Annotated in this window: 19 protein-coding genes; 13 read left to right on the forward strand and 6 right to left on the reverse strand. The window is 41.0% G+C overall.

The window, feature by feature from the left end; translation table 11 throughout:
- The first annotated feature begins 255 nt into the window (after window positions 1-255).
- From ACHOLT_RS04815 to ACHOLT_RS04835, 5 genes are all read left to right on the forward strand, one after another.
- Window positions 256-912, forward strand: coding sequence for a hypothetical protein (locus ACHOLT_RS04815; protein ID WP_425806138.1), 657 nt, complete (start codon window positions 256-258; stop codon window positions 910-912).
- Between the two features lie 222 nt (window positions 913-1,134).
- The gene (locus tag ACHOLT_RS04820) at window positions 1,135-2,382 is read left to right on the forward strand and encodes a sensor histidine kinase (RefSeq protein ID WP_425806140.1); all 1,248 of its coding nucleotides are present in this window, start codon (window positions 1,135-1,137) and stop codon (window positions 2,380-2,382) included.
- 54 nt (window positions 2,383-2,436) lie between these two features.
- Entirely contained in the window at window positions 2,437-3,123 is a 687-nt protein-coding gene (locus tag ACHOLT_RS04825) for a response regulator transcription factor (protein ID WP_425806141.1), read from the forward strand.
- Window positions 3,124-3,286: 163 nt separating this feature from the next.
- Window positions 3,287-3,856 (forward strand): hypothetical protein, encoded by a 570-nt coding sequence (locus ACHOLT_RS04830; RefSeq protein WP_425806143.1) that lies wholly within the window; start codon window positions 3,287-3,289, stop codon window positions 3,854-3,856.
- A gap of 159 nt (window positions 3,857-4,015) precedes the next feature.
- Window positions 4,016-4,489 carry a demethoxyubiquinone hydroxylase family protein gene (locus ACHOLT_RS04835; RefSeq protein WP_425806145.1) on the forward strand — a complete coding sequence of 158 codons (474 nt, stop codon included), beginning with the start codon at window positions 4,016-4,018 and terminating at the stop codon, window positions 4,487-4,489.
- Between the two features lie 214 nt (window positions 4,490-4,703).
- Here the strand turns inward: ACHOLT_RS04835 and ACHOLT_RS04840 are convergent, their stop codons facing one another.
- A complete protein-coding gene (locus ACHOLT_RS04840) occupies window positions 4,704-4,967 on the reverse strand; it encodes a hypothetical protein (protein ID WP_425806147.1) in 264 nt (87 codons plus the stop codon).
- A gap of 97 nt (window positions 4,968-5,064) precedes the next feature.
- On the opposite strand from ACHOLT_RS04840, the gene ACHOLT_RS04845 reads away from it, so the two are divergent.
- On the forward strand, window positions 5,065-5,277 hold the full coding sequence (locus tag ACHOLT_RS04845; RefSeq protein ID WP_425806148.1) for a VOC family protein: 213 nt from the start codon (window positions 5,065-5,067) through the stop codon (window positions 5,275-5,277).
- Window positions 5,278-5,292: 15 nt separating this feature from the next.
- Here ACHOLT_RS04845 and ACHOLT_RS04850 read toward each other — a convergent pair whose 3' ends face one another.
- Complete coding sequence (locus tag ACHOLT_RS04850) at window positions 5,293-5,901, reverse strand: TetR/AcrR family transcriptional regulator (protein ID WP_425806150.1); 609 nt, start codon at window positions 5,899-5,901, stop codon at window positions 5,293-5,295.
- Window positions 5,902-6,031: 130 nt separating this feature from the next.
- Here ACHOLT_RS04850 and ACHOLT_RS04855 point away from each other — a divergent pair, with 130 nt between their 5' ends.
- From ACHOLT_RS04855 to ACHOLT_RS04885, 7 genes are all read left to right on the forward strand, one after another.
- On the forward strand, window positions 6,032-6,592 hold the full coding sequence (locus ACHOLT_RS04855) for an NAD(P)H-dependent oxidoreductase (RefSeq protein ID WP_425806151.1): 561 nt from the start codon (window positions 6,032-6,034) through the stop codon (window positions 6,590-6,592).
- Window positions 6,589-7,296: an NAD(P)H-dependent oxidoreductase gene (locus tag ACHOLT_RS04860; protein ID WP_425806153.1), complete on the forward strand. Its 708-nt coding sequence runs from the start codon at window positions 6,589-6,591 to the stop codon at window positions 7,294-7,296. Before ACHOLT_RS04855 ends, ACHOLT_RS04860 begins: the two co-directional genes overlap by 4 nt.
- A 317-nt stretch (window positions 7,297-7,613) precedes the next feature.
- Entirely contained in the window at window positions 7,614-7,883 is a 270-nt protein-coding gene (locus tag ACHOLT_RS04865; protein WP_425806154.1) for a TM1266 family iron-only hydrogenase system putative regulator, read from the forward strand.
- Between the two features lies 1 nt (window position 7,884).
- On the forward strand, window positions 7,885-8,940 hold the full coding sequence (gene hydE / locus ACHOLT_RS04870; RefSeq protein WP_425806155.1) for a [FeFe] hydrogenase H-cluster radical SAM maturase HydE: 1,056 nt from the start codon (window positions 7,885-7,887) through the stop codon (window positions 8,938-8,940).
- A gap of 60 nt (window positions 8,941-9,000) precedes the next feature.
- Window positions 9,001-10,419, forward strand: coding sequence for a [FeFe] hydrogenase H-cluster radical SAM maturase HydG (hydG, locus tag ACHOLT_RS04875; protein WP_425806156.1), 1,419 nt, complete (start codon window positions 9,001-9,003; stop codon window positions 10,417-10,419).
- Between the two features lie 12 nt (window positions 10,420-10,431).
- Window positions 10,432-11,637: a [FeFe] hydrogenase H-cluster maturation GTPase HydF gene (hydF, locus tag ACHOLT_RS04880; protein ID WP_425806157.1), complete on the forward strand. Its 1,206-nt coding sequence runs from the start codon at window positions 10,432-10,434 to the stop codon at window positions 11,635-11,637.
- A gap of 4 nt (window positions 11,638-11,641) precedes the next feature.
- Window positions 11,642-12,955 carry an aspartate ammonia-lyase gene (locus tag ACHOLT_RS04885; protein WP_425806159.1) on the forward strand — a complete coding sequence of 438 codons (1,314 nt, stop codon included), beginning with the start codon at window positions 11,642-11,644 and terminating at the stop codon, window positions 12,953-12,955.
- Here the strand turns inward: ACHOLT_RS04885 and ACHOLT_RS04890 are convergent, their stop codons facing one another.
- From ACHOLT_RS04890 to ACHOLT_RS04905, 4 genes are read right to left on the reverse strand one after another with little or no spacing between them, the layout of a single operon-like run.
- Complete coding sequence (locus tag ACHOLT_RS04890) at window positions 12,956-14,005, reverse strand: radical SAM protein (RefSeq protein ID WP_425806161.1); 1,050 nt, start codon at window positions 14,003-14,005, stop codon at window positions 12,956-12,958.
- 5 nt (window positions 14,006-14,010) lie between these two features.
- A complete protein-coding gene (locus ACHOLT_RS04895) occupies window positions 14,011-15,021 on the reverse strand; it encodes an ABC transporter ATP-binding protein (RefSeq protein ID WP_425806162.1) in 1,011 nt (336 codons plus the stop codon).
- Between the two features lie 13 nt (window positions 15,022-15,034).
- Complete coding sequence (locus tag ACHOLT_RS04900) at window positions 15,035-15,841, reverse strand: ABC transporter permease (RefSeq protein WP_425806164.1); 807 nt, start codon at window positions 15,839-15,841, stop codon at window positions 15,035-15,037.
- The gene (locus tag ACHOLT_RS04905) at window positions 15,831-16,733 is read right to left on the reverse strand and encodes an ABC transporter permease (protein ID WP_425806166.1); all 903 of its coding nucleotides are present in this window, start codon (window positions 16,731-16,733) and stop codon (window positions 15,831-15,833) included. Before ACHOLT_RS04905 ends, ACHOLT_RS04900 begins: the two co-directional genes overlap by 11 nt.
- Window position 16,734: the final 1 nt, after the last annotated feature.

Consider the following 16,734-nt stretch of genomic DNA (forward strand, 5'->3'; position numbering starts at 1 on the left):
AACGACGAAGTTGATCGGACGATTGCGTTGACAAACTTGTTGTAACTGTAGATTTACCTCAAAATTAACTAAATGGGACTAATGAATTGAAGAACTCCTTAATGGGGTTCTTTTTATTTATATGATACATTTTGAAAATTTGAGAAGGTTTATTTTTAATTAAAACTATTTTATAAAATTTTTATAAATAATTTATGGGCAGCTTAAATTTCTTCAATATAATGACCTTGAAAATCAACCAAGGAGGTCGTTGTAATGAATAAGATCAAATTGATTTACGATGTGGTTAGCACCATGAAAGAGAAAGAAAACATCATTGGGACATTCACAGCTGCCGGGAAAAAGGATCAAGTTCAATTCTTGAACGTAAACAATCAATTCCAAAAGAATCTAGTGAATGGAGAGGTTAAGGCTAAGATTAACGTTGATCTTGATGCGGAAGGAAAAAAGGTTAAACACGAGAGCAGTGTTGAGTTCAATTCCGATGGACATTCCGAAGGAATGCATCGTCAATTTGGAGAGCATTTCCATCGGTACCACGGCGGGATGCATCATCATAATTTTAAAGGTCAATTAAGTGCTTTAACTTTTGCCTTAAAGATACTCAACGACATGCAGATTGATGAGCAACCGGATTATACCTTAATAACTCTTAATCTAAACGAGTTTCCGGAGGAACTTAAAGCTATTCACGGCAAGATGGACCAAAATATGGCCGAGGAACACCACAAACGTCATTTCCCTATAAAAGAATTTATCTCGATGGAAAAAACCAATGCTGCTATTACAATTCAAATCAACAAGAATAAAGAGATAGCAAAAATAGACCTAACAGTCGAGGGGAACCAGAAGGATGAACAAGATGTAATGCATTCGCTGAACTTGGAAGGAGAATTGCAATTTAGCTGGTAAGAACAAAGTGAAGAGCTTACAAGTAGATATGCCGTAGATATGTCGGAAAAACGGGCGTAAATTTTCAGAAGAATTGCGCCCGTTTTCTTACACTATAATCAAGACTTCAAGATTTTTTACTCATTTGAAGAATCAAAATGGATTTGATATTATGGCTTCAGAATAAACAATTTGTGTTTCTGCTAAAGTCATAAAATAAAAATTTGGTGCAGGATTGAAGATATGAATTTTTTTCAAGAAATTAAGAAACATGTAAAACAGCATAAGGATAATAACCGGCTTTCACATAAAAAACGGTTTCCCTATGGGATGCGCAATGAAATTTACAAGTTGCGGTATAAGCACCGTAAAGAACTTCAAGACTTAAAACACAGGCATCATGAGGAACTTCATAATTTCCATCATGCTTATCACTATCATCATGAGGAATTCCGGCGCTTGCACAGAACGATGAGATTTTTTAGCCCGATAGGAATCGTTTTTTATTTCATTGTCTTGTACTTGTTGTTTCACTGGGGCGGATTCCAAATTTTTGGCATTATTTTTGCCCTGCTGTTTCTTATAAAAGAAATAGTTCAAATCATGATTTTTAGACGTTTGGAAAAGGGTATTTTTAAACCCATTGAGCAACTAAAAGAAGGTTTTGCGGAGATAGCTAAAGGAAATTACAATATCACCATTAATTCGTCGGCCGGCAATGCGTTTGAACAATTGACCTATTCTTTTAATGAGATGGCGGATAAACTGCAAGAGAGTAAAAGAATTAATTCCGAGTATGAAGAAAACCGCAAGACTCTGATTGCGAATATATCCCATGACTTAAAAACACCGATCACATCTATTCAAGGTTATATTGAAATAATTTTGGAGGGAGGGATAACCCAACCGGATAAAATACAGCGATATTTACAGACGATTTACAATAATTCCACCTACATGAATAAACTAATCGATGACTTATTTTTGTTTTCCAAACTGGATATGGACAAGATGGATTTTAAATATGAAATTCTTCAAGTACGTCCCTTTATGGAGGATTTAATGACAGAGATTAAGTTTGAAATGGAAGAGAAGAAATACGAATTTTCCTATATTGACAAAATGGAGCAGGATTACTCGGTAAATATCGATGGCAAGAGGATCTATCAAGCGATCAGAAATATTATGGGCAATGCGGTTAAATACGGTCCGGAAAATAATTTGAAAGTGGCTGTTGAATTATTTAAACACGATGATTTTGCTTGTATTGATATTCAAGACAATGGCCCGGGAATTCCGGAAGATAAACTGCCTTATATTTTTAAGCGCTTTTACCGGATTGATACTGAACGCTCCAAGGATTTCATGAGCACTGGACTGGGTTTAGCGATAACGAAGGAACTGGTAGAAGCTCAGGGAGGGAAAATATCTGTTTCCAGTTCAGGGGAGACAGGCACTTGTTTTAGGATTTGCATCCCTATTGTGAAGTAACACATTCGGGCTTTTTTCGGATTTTATGGATATTTAACAGGAATGAGGTTAAATATGAAAAACATCTTGATTATTGAAGATGATTTGAATATTGCTGAACTGGAGCGGGATTACCTACAACTCAATGGCTACAAAGTGGATATTGTTCAGGATGGGGCCGGCGGGCTGAAAAAGGCTCTCTCCGGGGTCTACGATATTCTGATTGTTGATTTGATGCTGCCCCAAAAAGACGGGTTTGAAATTATCAAAGAGGTCAGGAAAAAGTTTGAGATTCCACTCATCGTTCTCTCTGCCCGTAATGAAGATATTGATAAAATAAGGGGATTGGATTACGGGGCGGATGATTATCTGACAAAGCCGTTTAGTCCGGCTGAACTTATGGCCCGGATTAAATCTCATTTAAAAAGATACGAACGTTTGACCGGTAAAAACACGGCCGTTGAAGTGATTAATCACCGAGGTCTGGAAATTAATACTGCCTCGCATAAAGTTTATGTGAATGGAAAGGAAGTTCAACTCACCACCAAAGAATACGAAATTCTGCTTTTCTTTGCTGCCAACCCAAATATTGTTTTTACGAAAGAGCATTTGGTGGATACTCTTTGGGGTGAAGATTATTACGGAGATCTTGCAACTGTGCCGGTTCATATCCAAAAAATAAGGAAGAAGATCGAAAAAGATCCGGCGAACCCGGAATATATTGAAACCATATGGGGAACAGGGTATAGATTTAATCCATAACAATAAAGCCAGATCGTTTAAACAACGCATCTGGCTTTTTGCATCACCGAAAATAAGAATATTGGAGTAATAAACCTAAAGCAGATATTGCCCAAGTTTCAAAGTATCTAATTTTTCATAAGATATATTGACTTTGGCTAACGAGCCGAAAGAAGGTGACAAAATGAATGATCAAAATCTTATAAATAAACTTTTTGGAGTAATCAAAGAATCAATTACTTCTATGAATGAGAATATGAATAATAGCAGTGATCAAATTGACGGCGGAGCAGCAACATTAACAGATGATATAGAAAACGAACATGAAATAAAGAGGTTGTGCAGGGATTTTGCAAAAACTTTAAATGATCGAAATTATGAGCAATTAGATGGTAGGGCAGAGTATCATCTTTATACAGTGGATCACCTTATAGAGCTCATCAAGAACAATGATGAACAAAATACGGAAAAACTGTTTAACGAAAACAAGATTAAATCAAAGTTTGAAGATTGTGAGTTCCTTAAAATTACTTTAAGTGAAGACAAAGAACAGGCTGAAGTAATTTATAATGTAAGAACCTGTATTATCAGTGCTGAAGATAAATACTTTAAATCCTTAAATAAAAAGAACAATAAGAAGATGCGAATTAGTGCGGGAACTCCTTTTAGCAATTGTTATACGCTTGCAGTAAAAAAGGAAAAAGGAGTATGGAAAATAGATGAATTTGAATCCTCCGATGAAAACATGAAATAGGCACGAATTATTAGCCTAAAGAGTCTGGGGATTACTTTGTATTGTCCATAATATAGAAAAGTGGTTGCTGCTACAGTGTAGAAATTAAGTTTCCGTACAGTCCCTATTTTTTATTCAAGGTATATTGCCCATACGCATAGGCACATAATAATTAAAATATTGAAAAAAGGAAAAGAGCAATCAAGCATGGATGATAAGTTAATTTCCAGACTAAAAGAATTCTATAAACTTGAGACTTTTCAAGTTGCCTTCTATAAAGCACAAGCAGATTCGGCTGCCAATGAATATTACGGTAAAGTCTTTCAAAAGTTGGTTAATATTGAACAAGGCCACGCTGATTATTACGCAGATCTAATTGAGCGTGCCGGAGAAGTAGTCCCTTCCTTTATCGGTTCAGTATTCAAGTTGGCCGGTGATTTTATTGGGGAAGGTGTTGAACAGATTGGTCAACATGACACTTGTACGCTAGGTGTAATGCTTGAAAATAAAGCTATTAAAAAATATCGAACTTTTATCAAAGAAAGTAAGGATAAGAATTACATTGAGATCAGAAATAAACTTATGGAATTTCTTCTCGACGAAGAATTTCATGCGCTATGGCTTCGGGAATATGCAAAGCATCATCCAAATTGATTCAGTAGTTTCTTCAGTTTACCTAAAGAATCGAAAACTATAACTGTACCAGCGGAAATGGTTGCAAAGTTTGATATAAGAAATGGGACGTAAATCTTTGTCTCTCAGAGCGAGATTAAGGGAGAACTGACGAATTATAGTATGAGCTCCATATGTGCAAGTGGATATTGTGCGAGATGTAAAAAGAGGCGGCCTTTTTGGCCGCTTAAAAGTTTTATTGGCTTACGAAAGTAATTTGCCGGATTGGAATCCTTACCACAGGACGGATCCCGTCAATAGGTGTCCCAATATTGGAGAACAGTTGAGCATTAGTCAATAATGCGACACCGTCCTGCAATCCGCCAAAGGAACCTCTCCAGAAACTTGAGTTTTCGCCGATTAAAAGGATTGTACCGATTGGGAAAGTGTCAAAAAGTCCTAGAATGAAAGGAACTGTTGGACCACAAAACGTTCTAAAAGGTGTTCCTAATAGAGACATTGTATAACCCCTCTCTTTTGTTTATTGGCTTTTTGAATGAGCCTAAAAGATGAGAATGAGAAGGGTTTTTTTTATTTCTGATATAGATTATGATGGCTTGGACAGAAATGTTACTTCTACCCTAAAACCTTTTCGAAATACAAATGCAACCTTTCTTGTTGATTCTGTCGAGGAATTCAGGAATTATATTGAGCAACAGGGAGGAAAAATTATCTGTGGGATTAAGGATGTCCCGACAGGTTGGAATATGATAGTGAAACACCCCGACGGTGCCGTAATTGAGTATGTTGAACATTTTAAGGAGAACTAATCGACCAAAAACAAATTAATTGCTTAAAAATTTTTCACTGCCGATAATCCGGCCGACCACCTCGGCATAATCCTCCCCATAGGGGATATCTTTGTTGGCAATCAGAACCGAAATTCCGTGCACCAAACCCCAACAGTAAAGCATAAGTTCTTTTTGTCCCATCGTTTCACTGGGAAAAGCTTTATGACAACGTTCTACAGCATTGAAAAAAGTCTGAAAGGGATGACCGCTTCCCAAATGGCTTTCCTGAAGGCAATTGTGGTCGCTATTAATTTTATGACGGATATCGCTTAAAAAAAGCAGCCGCAGGTATTCCGGGTTCTTGACAAAAAAATCAATATAAGCGATACCCATTTCTTGTAGCTGTTTTTTAGGATTATCTGAGAACTTCTCCACGGCCTGTTTCAGGCTTTGGTCAAACTCCCGCATAGCTTCCCCGGCAATGGCCGTAATTAATTCATCCTTGTCCTTAAAATGGCGGTATGGCGCTGTTTGGCTGACATGACATGCTTTGGCCACTTTGCGCAGAGAGAACCCTTCATAGCCTTCCTGGTCCAGAAGTTTTAGTCCCATCCTGATTAATTCGGCTTTTAAGTCGCCATGATGATAACTTTGACTGGCCACAGGCACTTCATCCTTTCCTTTCAGAGTGAGCTAAAAATTTATAAGGTAATTATAGCACTCGATGTTGACACAGTAAACATTCAGCGCTATATTGATGTTAACACAGTAAACATTAGAAAGGAGAAAGAGGATGCAAGCGTTTATCATCTCGGATCAAGAGTACCAAAACGAGGAATTTACCCGGTTGCATGACCTAGTAAGCCACTATTTGTCAGAAAAGGGTATGCCGGTAGAAGAAACCCGGATTGCTAAAGATGATCTCGCTTTCTGCAAGGGGTGTTTTGGCTGCTGGGTAAAAAAGCCTGGAGAATGCGTTATAAATGATGCCATGGCCCAAATCAACCAAAATTTTATAAAGAGTGACTTAACTGTCTATCTTTGTCCTGTGGTTTTCGGACAATTCAGCGCCAATATTAAAAATGCCTTGGACCGTTGGATTCCCAATATTCTTCCTTTTTTTGAAATAAGACCTGACGGCTCGACCATGCATCCGGCAAGGTACAGCGTTTATCCGCGCCAACTCATGATCGGTTACGGCAAAAACCTTTCACCGGAAGATACCGGCTTATTTCTGGACATTACCGCCAAACACCGGCGGAATGTAGATGTACTCATTTACCAGGGCAACGATTTCGAGATAACCCGGGCCTTAGCCCAAATCGAACCTAAAAAAGTAGGTGATCTGCTGTGAGCCAAGAGACAAAATGTGTTGTCCTGATCAATGCCAGCCCTAAGGTTTCGGAAAAAAGCACTTCCGGTTACTTAAGTACGTTGCAGGCAGAACAGCTGAAAGCTGTGGGTCTGGAAGTTCAGCGCGTCGAAGCACGTCAGAGCCTTTTGCCAGGCCGGTCGGAAACCGTCTTTGAGGCTATGCTGCAAGCGGATGCGCTGGTTTTTACTTTCCCCCTCTATGTATTTTGTCTACCCGGGTTACTGATGCGTTTTCTTCAGGATTTTGCCGCATTCCGGTCCCGTTGCCCGGAGAAGGGGAAGGACGTTAAAGTTTATGCCGTAGTCAATTGCGGATTTCCGGAGGCCGATATAAACCGGGAAGCTGTTCGGGTAATTAAAAATTTCAGTAAAAAGATGAATTATTTTTTTCGTTTCGGTGTACAGATCGGGGGAGGGGGGATGTTGAGTTCTGCTCCCAATACTCCCTTTGTGAAAAAAAGTATGGCAGTATTGAACGATGCTTTTAAGCTGATGGCAGAAGATATCTTAAATTGCGGGGAGAACCCTTTGGAAGATATCTCCGTAGCCGTGAAATTTCCTCGCAGGTTATACTATTTTATGGGTCATAAGGGTTGGTTTTCCGCTGCCAAGAAAAATGGACTGAAGAAAAAAGACTTGTACCGGAAGCCTTATGCGGAGAGTTCTAAAACGACAACCTCCTGATCTGGAGGAAGGGAGAACTTAACGAAAAGATTTGCCACGAGATGAAAAGAACGCTGGAGAGCGGGGTAACCGACTCTTCCAGCGTTTTAGGATTGGAAGGAATACCATTCAGCAATATTGATAAATATAGTGAAATATATTACAATATCTATATCTTAATCAAAAGAATTTCTAATGATTAAAGATAATAAGTGAAAAAAATAACTAGCACTAACGCCAAATATACGTTATAAGGCGAAAGGCACAACAAGCGTCATAATTATTATGAAATTTTTGCGCCTTTCCGGCGTATTTTTTATTTTATAGGAGGTTCTTATATGGAAACCCGAGTTGCTATCATTGGAATCATTGTTGAGAATACGGATTCCGTTGACAAACTGAATGGTATTTTGCACAACTATGGGAAGTATATTATTGGCAGAATGGGTTTGCCGTATCGTGAGAAAGGTATTCATATCATTAGCCTTGCCATTGATGCACCTCAGGATATCACCAGCGCCCTTTCGGGAAAGCTTGGAAAACTGCCCGGGGTTAGCGCAAAGACGGTATATTCGAAGTTAAAAGGTAAGACGGAAGATGAGGTATAGCGTGAAAAAACTGATCAATAAACTTTATAGGAATAGGGTTCTCGAGCCGGAAGAATTTAAAGAACTGATCGGCAACCGCAGCCCTGAACTTTCGGAATATCTTTTTGAAAAAGCAAGGGAATTAGGAATTCAAAACTACGGTGACGATGTGTATATCAGAGGTCTGATCGAATTCACAAACTACTGCAAAAATGATTGTTATTATTGCGGTATTCGAAAAAGCAACTCTAAAGCGGAGCGGTACCGTTTAACAAAAGAGCAAATTCTTCAATGCTGTGAGGTGGGTTATAAACTGGGCTTTCGTACCTATGTGCTGCAAGGCGGCGAAGACGGGTACTATACGGATGAAAGGATGATCGATATCATCCAGTCCATTAAACAAAATCATCCGGACTGTGCGATTACACTTTCTCTTGGCGAAAAGAGCTGCGAAACCTACAAAGCTTTTTTTGATGCAGGAGCTGACCGCTATCTGCTGCGTCATGAAACTGCAAATGAGGAACATTACGGAAGGCTTCATCCCAGTCAGATGTCCCTCCAAAACAGAAAACAGTGTTTATATCATTTGAAAGAGATAGGATACCAGGTGGGATGCGGTTTTATGGTAGGTTCTCCGTACCAAACCACGGATTGTCTTGTGGAAGATTTGTTATTTATCAAAGAACTCAATCCCCACATGGTAGGAATCGGTCCTTTTATACCGCACCACGATACGCCTTTTGCTGATGAAGAAGCGGGGCCCCTTGAACTTACGCTGTTTTTGCTTGGGATTATTCGTTTGATGCTTCCGTCGGTACTGCTGCCTGCTACCACCGCGCTGGGTACAATCAATCCCAGAGGGAGAGAGCTTGGTATCCTGGCAGGAGCAAATGTCGTTATGCCTAATCTTTCACCGACAGATGTAAGAAGTAAATATTTGCTCTATGACAATAAAATTTGCACCGGAGACGAAGCGGCAGAGTGCCGGTATTGTATGCAAAAACGTATGGAAAGTATCGGTTATCATGTAGCGGTCTCACGCGGTGACCATAAAGCAATGGATAAATCTATTTTTTAAAGAGAGCTCATACTGAAGGGAAAGATATTTCTGACCCGAATAAGAAAGGAAGTTTTATTTATGTACAATCCAAAATCATCTCAAGCAGAGGAATTTATTGGCCATGAAGAAGTCCTGAGCACACTTAAGTATGCAGAAAAGAACAAAAACAATGTTGAACTCATCGATACTATTATCCAAAAGGCAAAATTACGCAAAGGACTTTCTCACAGAGAGGGCGCAGTTTTGTTGGAATGTGATATAGAAGAAAAAAACAATGAAATTTATGCATTGGCCGAGCAAATCAAAAAAGATTTTTATGGGAATCGTATTGTGATGTTTGCACCCCTTTATCTATCCAATTATTGTGTCAATGGCTGTGTCTATTGTCCTTATCATTTAAAAAACAAACATATCGCAAGAAAGAAAATGACACAGGAGGAAATCCGCAGAGAAGTTACAGCACTTCAGGATATGGGCCATAAGCGCCTTGCTATAGAAGCCGGTGAAGACCCAGTCAACAATCCTATTGAATATATTCTTGAATGCATTGATACGATTTACAGCATAAAGCATAAAAACGGAGAAATTCGTCGTGTCAATGTAAATATCGCTGCAACTACCGTTGAAAATTATAAAAAATTAAAGGACGCGGGTATTGGAACTTATATTCTATTTCAGGAAACCTACAATAAGGACAGCTATGAAAAGTTGCATCCCACGGGTCCAAAGCATAATTATGCTTATCATACTGAAGCAATGGATAGGGCTATGCTGGGTGGTATAGATGATGTTGGGCTGGGCGTATTGTTTGGACTTGAGTTGTACCGTTACGAATTTACGGCCTTGCTGATGCATGCTGAGCATCTTGAAGCAGTATTTGGTGTAGGCCCCCATACCATAAGCGTCCCAAGGATACGTAAAGCGGATGACATTGACCCATCAGCCTTTGATAACGGAATAAGCGATGATATATTTGCTAAAATTATTGCTTGTATTCGTATCTCCGTGCCATACACCGGCATGATCGTATCGACGAGGGAAAGCAAGGAATGCAGGGAACGGGTGCTTCATTTGGGAGTTTCTCAAATCAGCGGCGGTTCGAAAACAAGTGTCGGCGGATATGCCGAGCCTGAAACGGAAGATGAGAACTCCGAACAATTTGAGGTTAGCGACACGAGAGCACTTGATGAAGTTGTTCAATGGTTGATGGACTTAGGCTACATTCCCAGCTTTTGCACCGCCTGCTATAGAGAAGGCAGAACCGGTGACCGGTTTATGACTCTCTTAAAGAGCGGACAGATTCAGAACTGCTGCCATCCTAATGCATTAATGACCCTCAAGGAATATTTGGAGGACTACGCTTCGCCGAAAACAAAAACTGTGGGTGAAGCTCTTATTCACAAGGAAATAGGAAATGTTCCGAAGGAAAAAGTGAGAGAGATCGTCAAGGAGAATCTGATAAAAATCGGGAATGGCAGTCGGGATTTTAGATTTTAGGGGTGTATGAACATGGGATTAAATGAAACACCGTCAGCGAACCGAGTTCACATCGGATTTTTCGGAAAGAGAAACGCAGGCAAATCCAGTATCGTCAATGCGGTTACGGGACAGGACCTAGCTGTAGTTTCCGATGTGAAGGGTACAACCACAGACCCGGTCTATAAATCCATGGAACTGCTTCCTTTAGGTCCTGTGCTAATCATGGATACTCCCGGAATTGATGATGAAGGTGAACTTGGTGAACTTCGTGTCAGAAAAAGCCGCCAGGTGATGAACAAAACCGATGTTGCCGTACTGGTCATAGATTCGACAAGCGGCAAAACCCAGGAAGATGAAGAGCTGATTGCTCTCTTCCGTGAGAAGAAGATCAATTATGTGGTTGCCTGCAATAAAGCGGATCTGGCAGGAGAGGAACTTCCGGAAAAAGATCATGAAATACGTGTCAGTGCCAAAACTGGATACCATATTGAAAAACTGAAAGAAAAAATAGCGGCTTTAGCTGTTACTGAAGACCTCAAGCTTAAAATTGTGGGAGACATTATTAATCCCTCAGATTTTGTAGTGCTTGTAACACCTATTGACAAGGCTGCGCCCAAGGGAAGGCTGATTCTGCCGCAGCAGCAAACCATCCGTGATATTCTTGAAGCAGATGCCACGGCTATTGTCGTCAAAGAGTTTGAGCTGAGGGAAACCCTTGAAAGTCTTGGGAAAAAACCGAAACTAGTAATTACCGACAGCCAGGTCTTTGCAAAGGTTTCGGCAGATACACCAAACGATGTTTTCCTTACTTCTTTTTCCATTTTAATGGCACGATACAAGGGTATTCTGGAAACTGCGGTAAAGGGAGCAAAAGTACTGGATTCCCTTCAGGACGGTGATACAGTGCTTATTTCGGAGGGCTGCACCCATCATCGGCAGTGCGATGATATCGGCACGGTCAAGCTGCCCCGTTGGATTAAGAATTTCACCCAAAAGCAGTTTGATTTTAAATTCACATCAGGGACGGAATTTCCGGATGATCTGTCCGAATATAAACTTATTGTTCACTGCGGCGGCTGCATGCTCAATGAAAGGGAAATGAAATACCGCCAAAAATGTGCTGAGGATCAGCATATACCCTTTACCAATTACGGTACTCTAATTGCCTATATGCAGGGAATATTAAAGAGAAGCGTTGCCATGTTCCCAAATATAATGGCAGAAATTGAGGATTAAGCCTATGCGCACTGAAAGAGGCAAGAGCGGGGAAATACAACCGGATAATCATAAGCTTTACGGCATGCAAACCGCACGGGCAGTTGATAACTTTGCACTTGATTATAAGAAAACCAATCTGCAGTTGATTTATGCTATTGCGACCGTAAAAAAAGCGGCAGCGATGACCTACCAGAAGCTTGGTATTGGTAAAGATGGAGTTTATGCGGCTATCGACTATGCCTGCGATATGGTTTTGAAGGGGAAAGCGGATGATGCTTTTGTAACCGATGCTCTACAAGGCGGTGCCGGAACCTCAACAAATATGAATGTCAACGAGGTCATTGCCAACCTTGCGCTTCAAAAGCTGGGTTTTCATATTGGAAGTTACGACATCATTCATCCCTTGGACGATGTGAACCGCGGGCAGTCTACAAACGATGTCTATCCAACCGCACTGCGCATTGCTGCCATTCAGATGCTGAGAAAGCTCAGCGAATCCTGTGCGAAACTGCAGCAAGCGCTGCAGACTAAGGAAAATGAATTTGATAACATTTTGAAACTTGGCAGAACGGAGCTGATGGATGCGATTCCGATCACACTTGGACAGGAATTCGGCGCCTATGCACAGGCCATCGCAAGGGACCGCTGGCGTCTGTACAAGGTTGAAGAAAGGCTGCGCCAGGTCAACATCGGTGGAACCGCGGTTGGCGCAGGAAACAATGCCGAACGAAAGTACCGATTTGGAGTCATTGAGGTACTCAGAGAATTAACGGGAATAGGCCTTGCGGCAGCAGAGTATCCCATGGATATTACCCAGAATAATGATGTTTTCGTTGAGGTATCGGGGCTATTGAAGGCGCTTTCAGTGAATCTGATGAAAATTTCCAATGATTTGCGTCTCATGAATTCAGGGCCAAAGGGAGGTTTAGCGGAAATAACTCTTGCATCGATGCAAATGGGCAGCACGATTATGCCCGGGAAAGTAAATCCTGTCATTCCCGAAATGATCATGCAGGTCTCCATGAGGGTCATGGCCAATGACTTTGCAATCTCAACGGCTGCATCCCATGGTGAATTTGAATTAAACGCTTTTCTGCCTCTTATTGCCGATTCTCTGCTTGAAAGCCTAGCCCTTCTGACAAACGCCGCAGAGCTGTTTCGTACGAAATGTATTGAGCTGATAAAACCAAATCCGGAGAGATGCAAAGAGCTTCTTGAATTATCCTACGCCTTTGCAACGGCCTATACACCGCTTTTAGGCTATGATAAAGTATGTGAAATCATAGAAAAATCCAGCGGCAATCCACAAAAAGCCAAAGAAATGCTGGATGATTAATCAAATCGAATTCGTTTTCTTTAAATAATCAAGATTAAGAGGGATGATGGATTCATCACCTCTGCGCAGACTTGTAAAGCCTGCTTCGAAGAGCATTTTTCGGCAGTTCGCCATCGAAAAGCCTCGCCCTTTCGAGGTGTCAATATTGGTATCTCTGGGATTTGCCCCGCTTTCAGCCGTAATGACATTGGCTCCGGATAGCAGCCCCACCTGGTTGGGCTCATGTACCGACATGTAGCGCATGCTTTTCGTATTTAAAGTCGCTAAGGTAATAACAGCTACGATTTGGGCTAGTCTAAGTTCTGTAATTTGTCCATATTTCGATAAAGGAACACCCGGCACAGCGACTCTTCTCATAGCAGCATGCTGGAAACAGCCTATTTCAATCCCGATAAAGAAATTCTCAACGATCTCCTCAGGGGTATGTTCCGGTCCAATGGGTTCACAACAGGTATACAAATCAAGACCTGCTGAAACAACGGCTTCCATGGTGGAGCGCCTGGCATTCGGGTTTAGATCCGTATCGATACCTTCCCTTAGGCGATTGACGTGGTATGCGCCTTTGACACCTGCTCTCCGTAATTCTTCGAATGTATCCACATTGGAATCCCCAATATTAACCCATATTTGGGTGTGATCCGGAATATTCTTCTTTACAATCTCGACCGCATTTAAAATGACATCAAGATCATAGGAATGCATTGTCATCAGGAATAACCCATACAAATCCCCATAACCGGCAAACTCTTGAGCTTTCAAGGCAAGCTCCTCATCGGATGCTCTGTGTGTAGGAAGCTGTGTATGTTCTTTACCGAAAACACAAAATTTACAGTTTCCCGTACACTCAGAAACTTCTACGCCGATTTGCCCCAAAATCACGCCTGAATTCTCTGCCTTTTTCCTGGAAAGATTATCAGCAACAGCTCTTAAAATCGAAGCTTCAAGCGAAGTCTCCTCAAAGTTCAGCAAGTAAATACATTCTTCCTTGGTAAGACTTGCATAATTTTGAGCCTTATCGATAATCTCATGAAATCTTTTTTCTAATTGCACAAATATCACTCTTTCCTAAAAAATATACTTTTTGAAAAATCAATATCAATACTAAGCCTATCTCCCACAGCTATTGGGCCTGAGTTCACGTTAATCATAAAAGTTAGGGGATCATTTCCAACAACGATGTTTGTGTGATCCCCTAGATAACTGATTGACCGGACTTCAAAATCACCCGTTTGATCTGCAACTTTAATATTTTCCGGCCGGATCATGACTTGATACATTCCGTCATCGAAAGGGACCTTGTACATGCCGAGCAGACAATTAAAATATCCCTCTTTAACCACTCCTTCCAAATAGTTGGTTTTTCCGAAATAGTCGGCTACTTCCGGGCTTAACGGTGCCTCATAAACCTTTTGAGCGGTATCGTATTGCAATATTTTACCGTCATTCATAACTGCGATACGATCGGACATTAATAACGCTTCTCGTTGATTATGAGTGACCATGATTGTTGTTACGTTTAAATCCTGATGAAGAACGAGGACCAGCTCTATCATTTTTTCTTTGGTATTTTCATCAAGGCTGGAGAAGGGTTCATCCAGCAAAAGGATTGAAGGTTCGGCTGCCAGTGCTCTAGCCAGGGCAACTCTTTGTTTTTGCCCGCCTGAAAGTGCATGGATTTTTCGATTTTCAAAACCGGCCATTTCAACTTTTTCAAGCATACTTAACGCTTTTCTTTGGCGATTTTTCTTATCAATGCCTTTCATTCTGAGACCAAATTCCACATTTTCGAGGACATTCATATTGGGAAATAATCTTAAATCCTGAAAGACGATTACAGTTCCTCTTTTTTCAGGGACTTGCTGATTGGACAAATGACCTTGGAGAAAAATATCTCCGTCATCCGGTTGCAGAAGTCCGGCAATTGTTTTGATGAACGTCGTCTTGCCACAGCCTGACGGACCAAGAAGGGAAATGAATTCACCTTTGTGAATATCCAAATCGATCCCTTTTAAAATCTCTTTCTCTTCCAAAGTCACATGTAAATTTTCGATTAAAAGTTCATGCATCTGTTTTTCCTCTTTAGCTGAAAAAATAAATATCGTCCAGGCGATAATATTTTTTTAACATTTTTTCAAATAGCACAAAAACCAACAGAGAGCTGACAATAAATAGGACGCTATAGGCGGAAGCGATTGTTCTGTCCCCGCTTTGAATGTAGGGAAACATCAACATGGAAAAAGTAATGACATTTCCTCCCCCGATTAAAAAGGTCAAAAAGTATTGGCTGAAGGAAACAATGTATGCCATGCTTCCGGCGGCTATAATTCCAGGCATCATTAAGGGGAGGGTTATATGCCTGAAGGTCTGAAGAGGAGAAGCTCCAAGAACTCTTGCCTGGCTTTCCAGCTTGTTCCCGGCAGCCTCTGTTACATCGGCCATAATTTTCATCGTATACGGCAGACAAAGAATGATTTGGGCGATAATGACTCCGAAAACCGTATCACTGAGGCCTAAGCGGATGAATAAAACCTGGATGCCCATGGCAAATGCTGTCGCCGGTACGATAACGGGTAAGAGAATAATAAACCTAAACACGTTTTTTCCATAAAAGTCGTATAAGGCAACCGCTCTGGCCGCAGGAATACTGATGAGAAGCGAGGCGAGCGCTACGGCAACAGAAATGAGAATGCTGGAAAAGAGAACCTGCAGGGCACCTGAATATCCTCCAAATAGTTCACGGAGTGCTCTGAATGAAAAAGCAGCCGGAAGGAGAGCGGGCCAAGGCCAATTATCCGCAAAACTCCAGATCAGAAGAATCACAACAGGCAAAAGCACCGATAAAAGGCAAAAAAGGAGGATTGTTTTCGGAATTGCTTTAAATAACATCGTATTGATTTTCCACCCCCGCCCCTGCGTGCCGATCGCCTTTGCGATCGCCTTTTAAGATACGATAATAGATATACGAAAGGAATAAAGATAAAACGACCATAATACCGTTCAGTGCCATCGCATACGGTCTATGGGCAAGATCAGGATGGATATATTCGACGTAAGTCAAAACAGGAAGCGCTTTAGGCGCCGTCGTTCCGAGCAAAAAGGGTATTTCGTAGGCTCCGAAAGAATAGGCGAAAATAACAATGAAAGAGGTTAAGACCGCCGGAAAACATAAAGGAAGGGTAATGCTGTAAAAGGCTTTTAGTTTGGAGGCACCTAAATTTTGCGCCGCTTCGCCGAGCGAGACATCAATCTTTTCCATGAGGGTTACAACCATTAAGATGACAAAAGGTATTTCCTTCCATAAATAAGCAAGCATAATGCCTACTGCGTTTTTATCAAAAAGGAGTAAAGGAAACTGTTGCTGATTTTGCACTATATTCACAAGATAAAAAAAGCGCGCGATGATGCCGCTTTGGGAAAAAACATTAATGACCAATAAGGCAGCAACCATGTGGGGAACGATGATCGGGATTTTTAAGAGCTGAAATGTTTTCTTTTGGGTAAAACCGGAGTTTACAGCAATCGCACTGACAAAAACTCCGACAAAGACGGCAACCAGAGATGACATGATCGCAAAATATAAACTAAGCAGCAGGGAGGGGAGTAAATCCCCTCTCGAAAGCACTGCTTTATAATAGAACAAGGTTAAATCGTTCAACCCTGCCGCGGGCAGTATTCCGAAACTCTGGATCAAAGTATTAATCAAAGCATAGATAAACAATCCTATCAATAACACAACCGGAAGGATCATAACATACGGTTTGATTTTTGACCGAGCCATA

This window comes from Desulfitobacterium nosdiversum (assembly GCF_049860565.1).
Lineage (GTDB): Bacteria > Bacillota > Desulfitobacteriia > Desulfitobacteriales > Desulfitobacteriaceae > Desulfitobacterium_A > Desulfitobacterium_A nosdiversum.

What these genes read in the sequence shown, in the direction of transcription:
- ACHOLT_RS04905 (WP_425806166.1), bottom strand. Translation starts at nt 16,733, where the DNA reads ATGGCTCGGTCAAAAATCAAACCGTATGTTATGATCCTTCCGGTTGTG.
- ACHOLT_RS04825 (WP_425806141.1), top strand. Translation starts at nt 2,437, where the DNA reads ATGAAAAACATCTTGATTATTGAAGATGATTTGAATATTGCTGAACTG.
- ACHOLT_RS04895 (WP_425806162.1), bottom strand. Translation starts at nt 15,021, where the DNA reads ATGCATGAACTTTTAATCGAAAATTTACATGTGACTTTGGAAGAGAAA.
- ACHOLT_RS04820 (WP_425806140.1), top strand. Translation starts at nt 1,135, where the DNA reads ATGAATTTTTTTCAAGAAATTAAGAAACATGTAAAACAGCATAAGGAT.
- ACHOLT_RS04900 (WP_425806164.1), bottom strand. Translation starts at nt 15,841, where the DNA reads ATGTTATTTAAAGCAATTCCGAAAACAATCCTCCTTTTTTGCCTTTTA.
- ACHOLT_RS04865 (WP_425806154.1), top strand. Translation starts at nt 7,614, where the DNA reads ATGGAAACCCGAGTTGCTATCATTGGAATCATTGTTGAGAATACGGAT.
- ACHOLT_RS04855 (WP_425806151.1), top strand. Translation starts at nt 6,032, where the DNA reads ATGCAAGCGTTTATCATCTCGGATCAAGAGTACCAAAACGAGGAATTT.
- ACHOLT_RS04885 (WP_425806159.1), top strand. Translation starts at nt 11,642, where the DNA reads ATGCGCACTGAAAGAGGCAAGAGCGGGGAAATACAACCGGATAATCAT.
- ACHOLT_RS04830 (WP_425806143.1), top strand. Translation starts at nt 3,287, where the DNA reads ATGAATGATCAAAATCTTATAAATAAACTTTTTGGAGTAATCAAAGAA.
- ACHOLT_RS04815 (WP_425806138.1), top strand. Translation starts at nt 256, where the DNA reads ATGAATAAGATCAAATTGATTTACGATGTGGTTAGCACCATGAAAGAG.
- hydG (WP_425806156.1), top strand. Translation starts at nt 9,001, where the DNA reads ATGTACAATCCAAAATCATCTCAAGCAGAGGAATTTATTGGCCATGAA.
- ACHOLT_RS04840 (WP_425806147.1), bottom strand. Translation starts at nt 4,967, where the DNA reads ATGTCTCTATTAGGAACACCTTTTAGAACGTTTTGTGGTCCAACAGTT.
- hydF (WP_425806157.1), top strand. Translation starts at nt 10,432, where the DNA reads ATGGGATTAAATGAAACACCGTCAGCGAACCGAGTTCACATCGGATTT.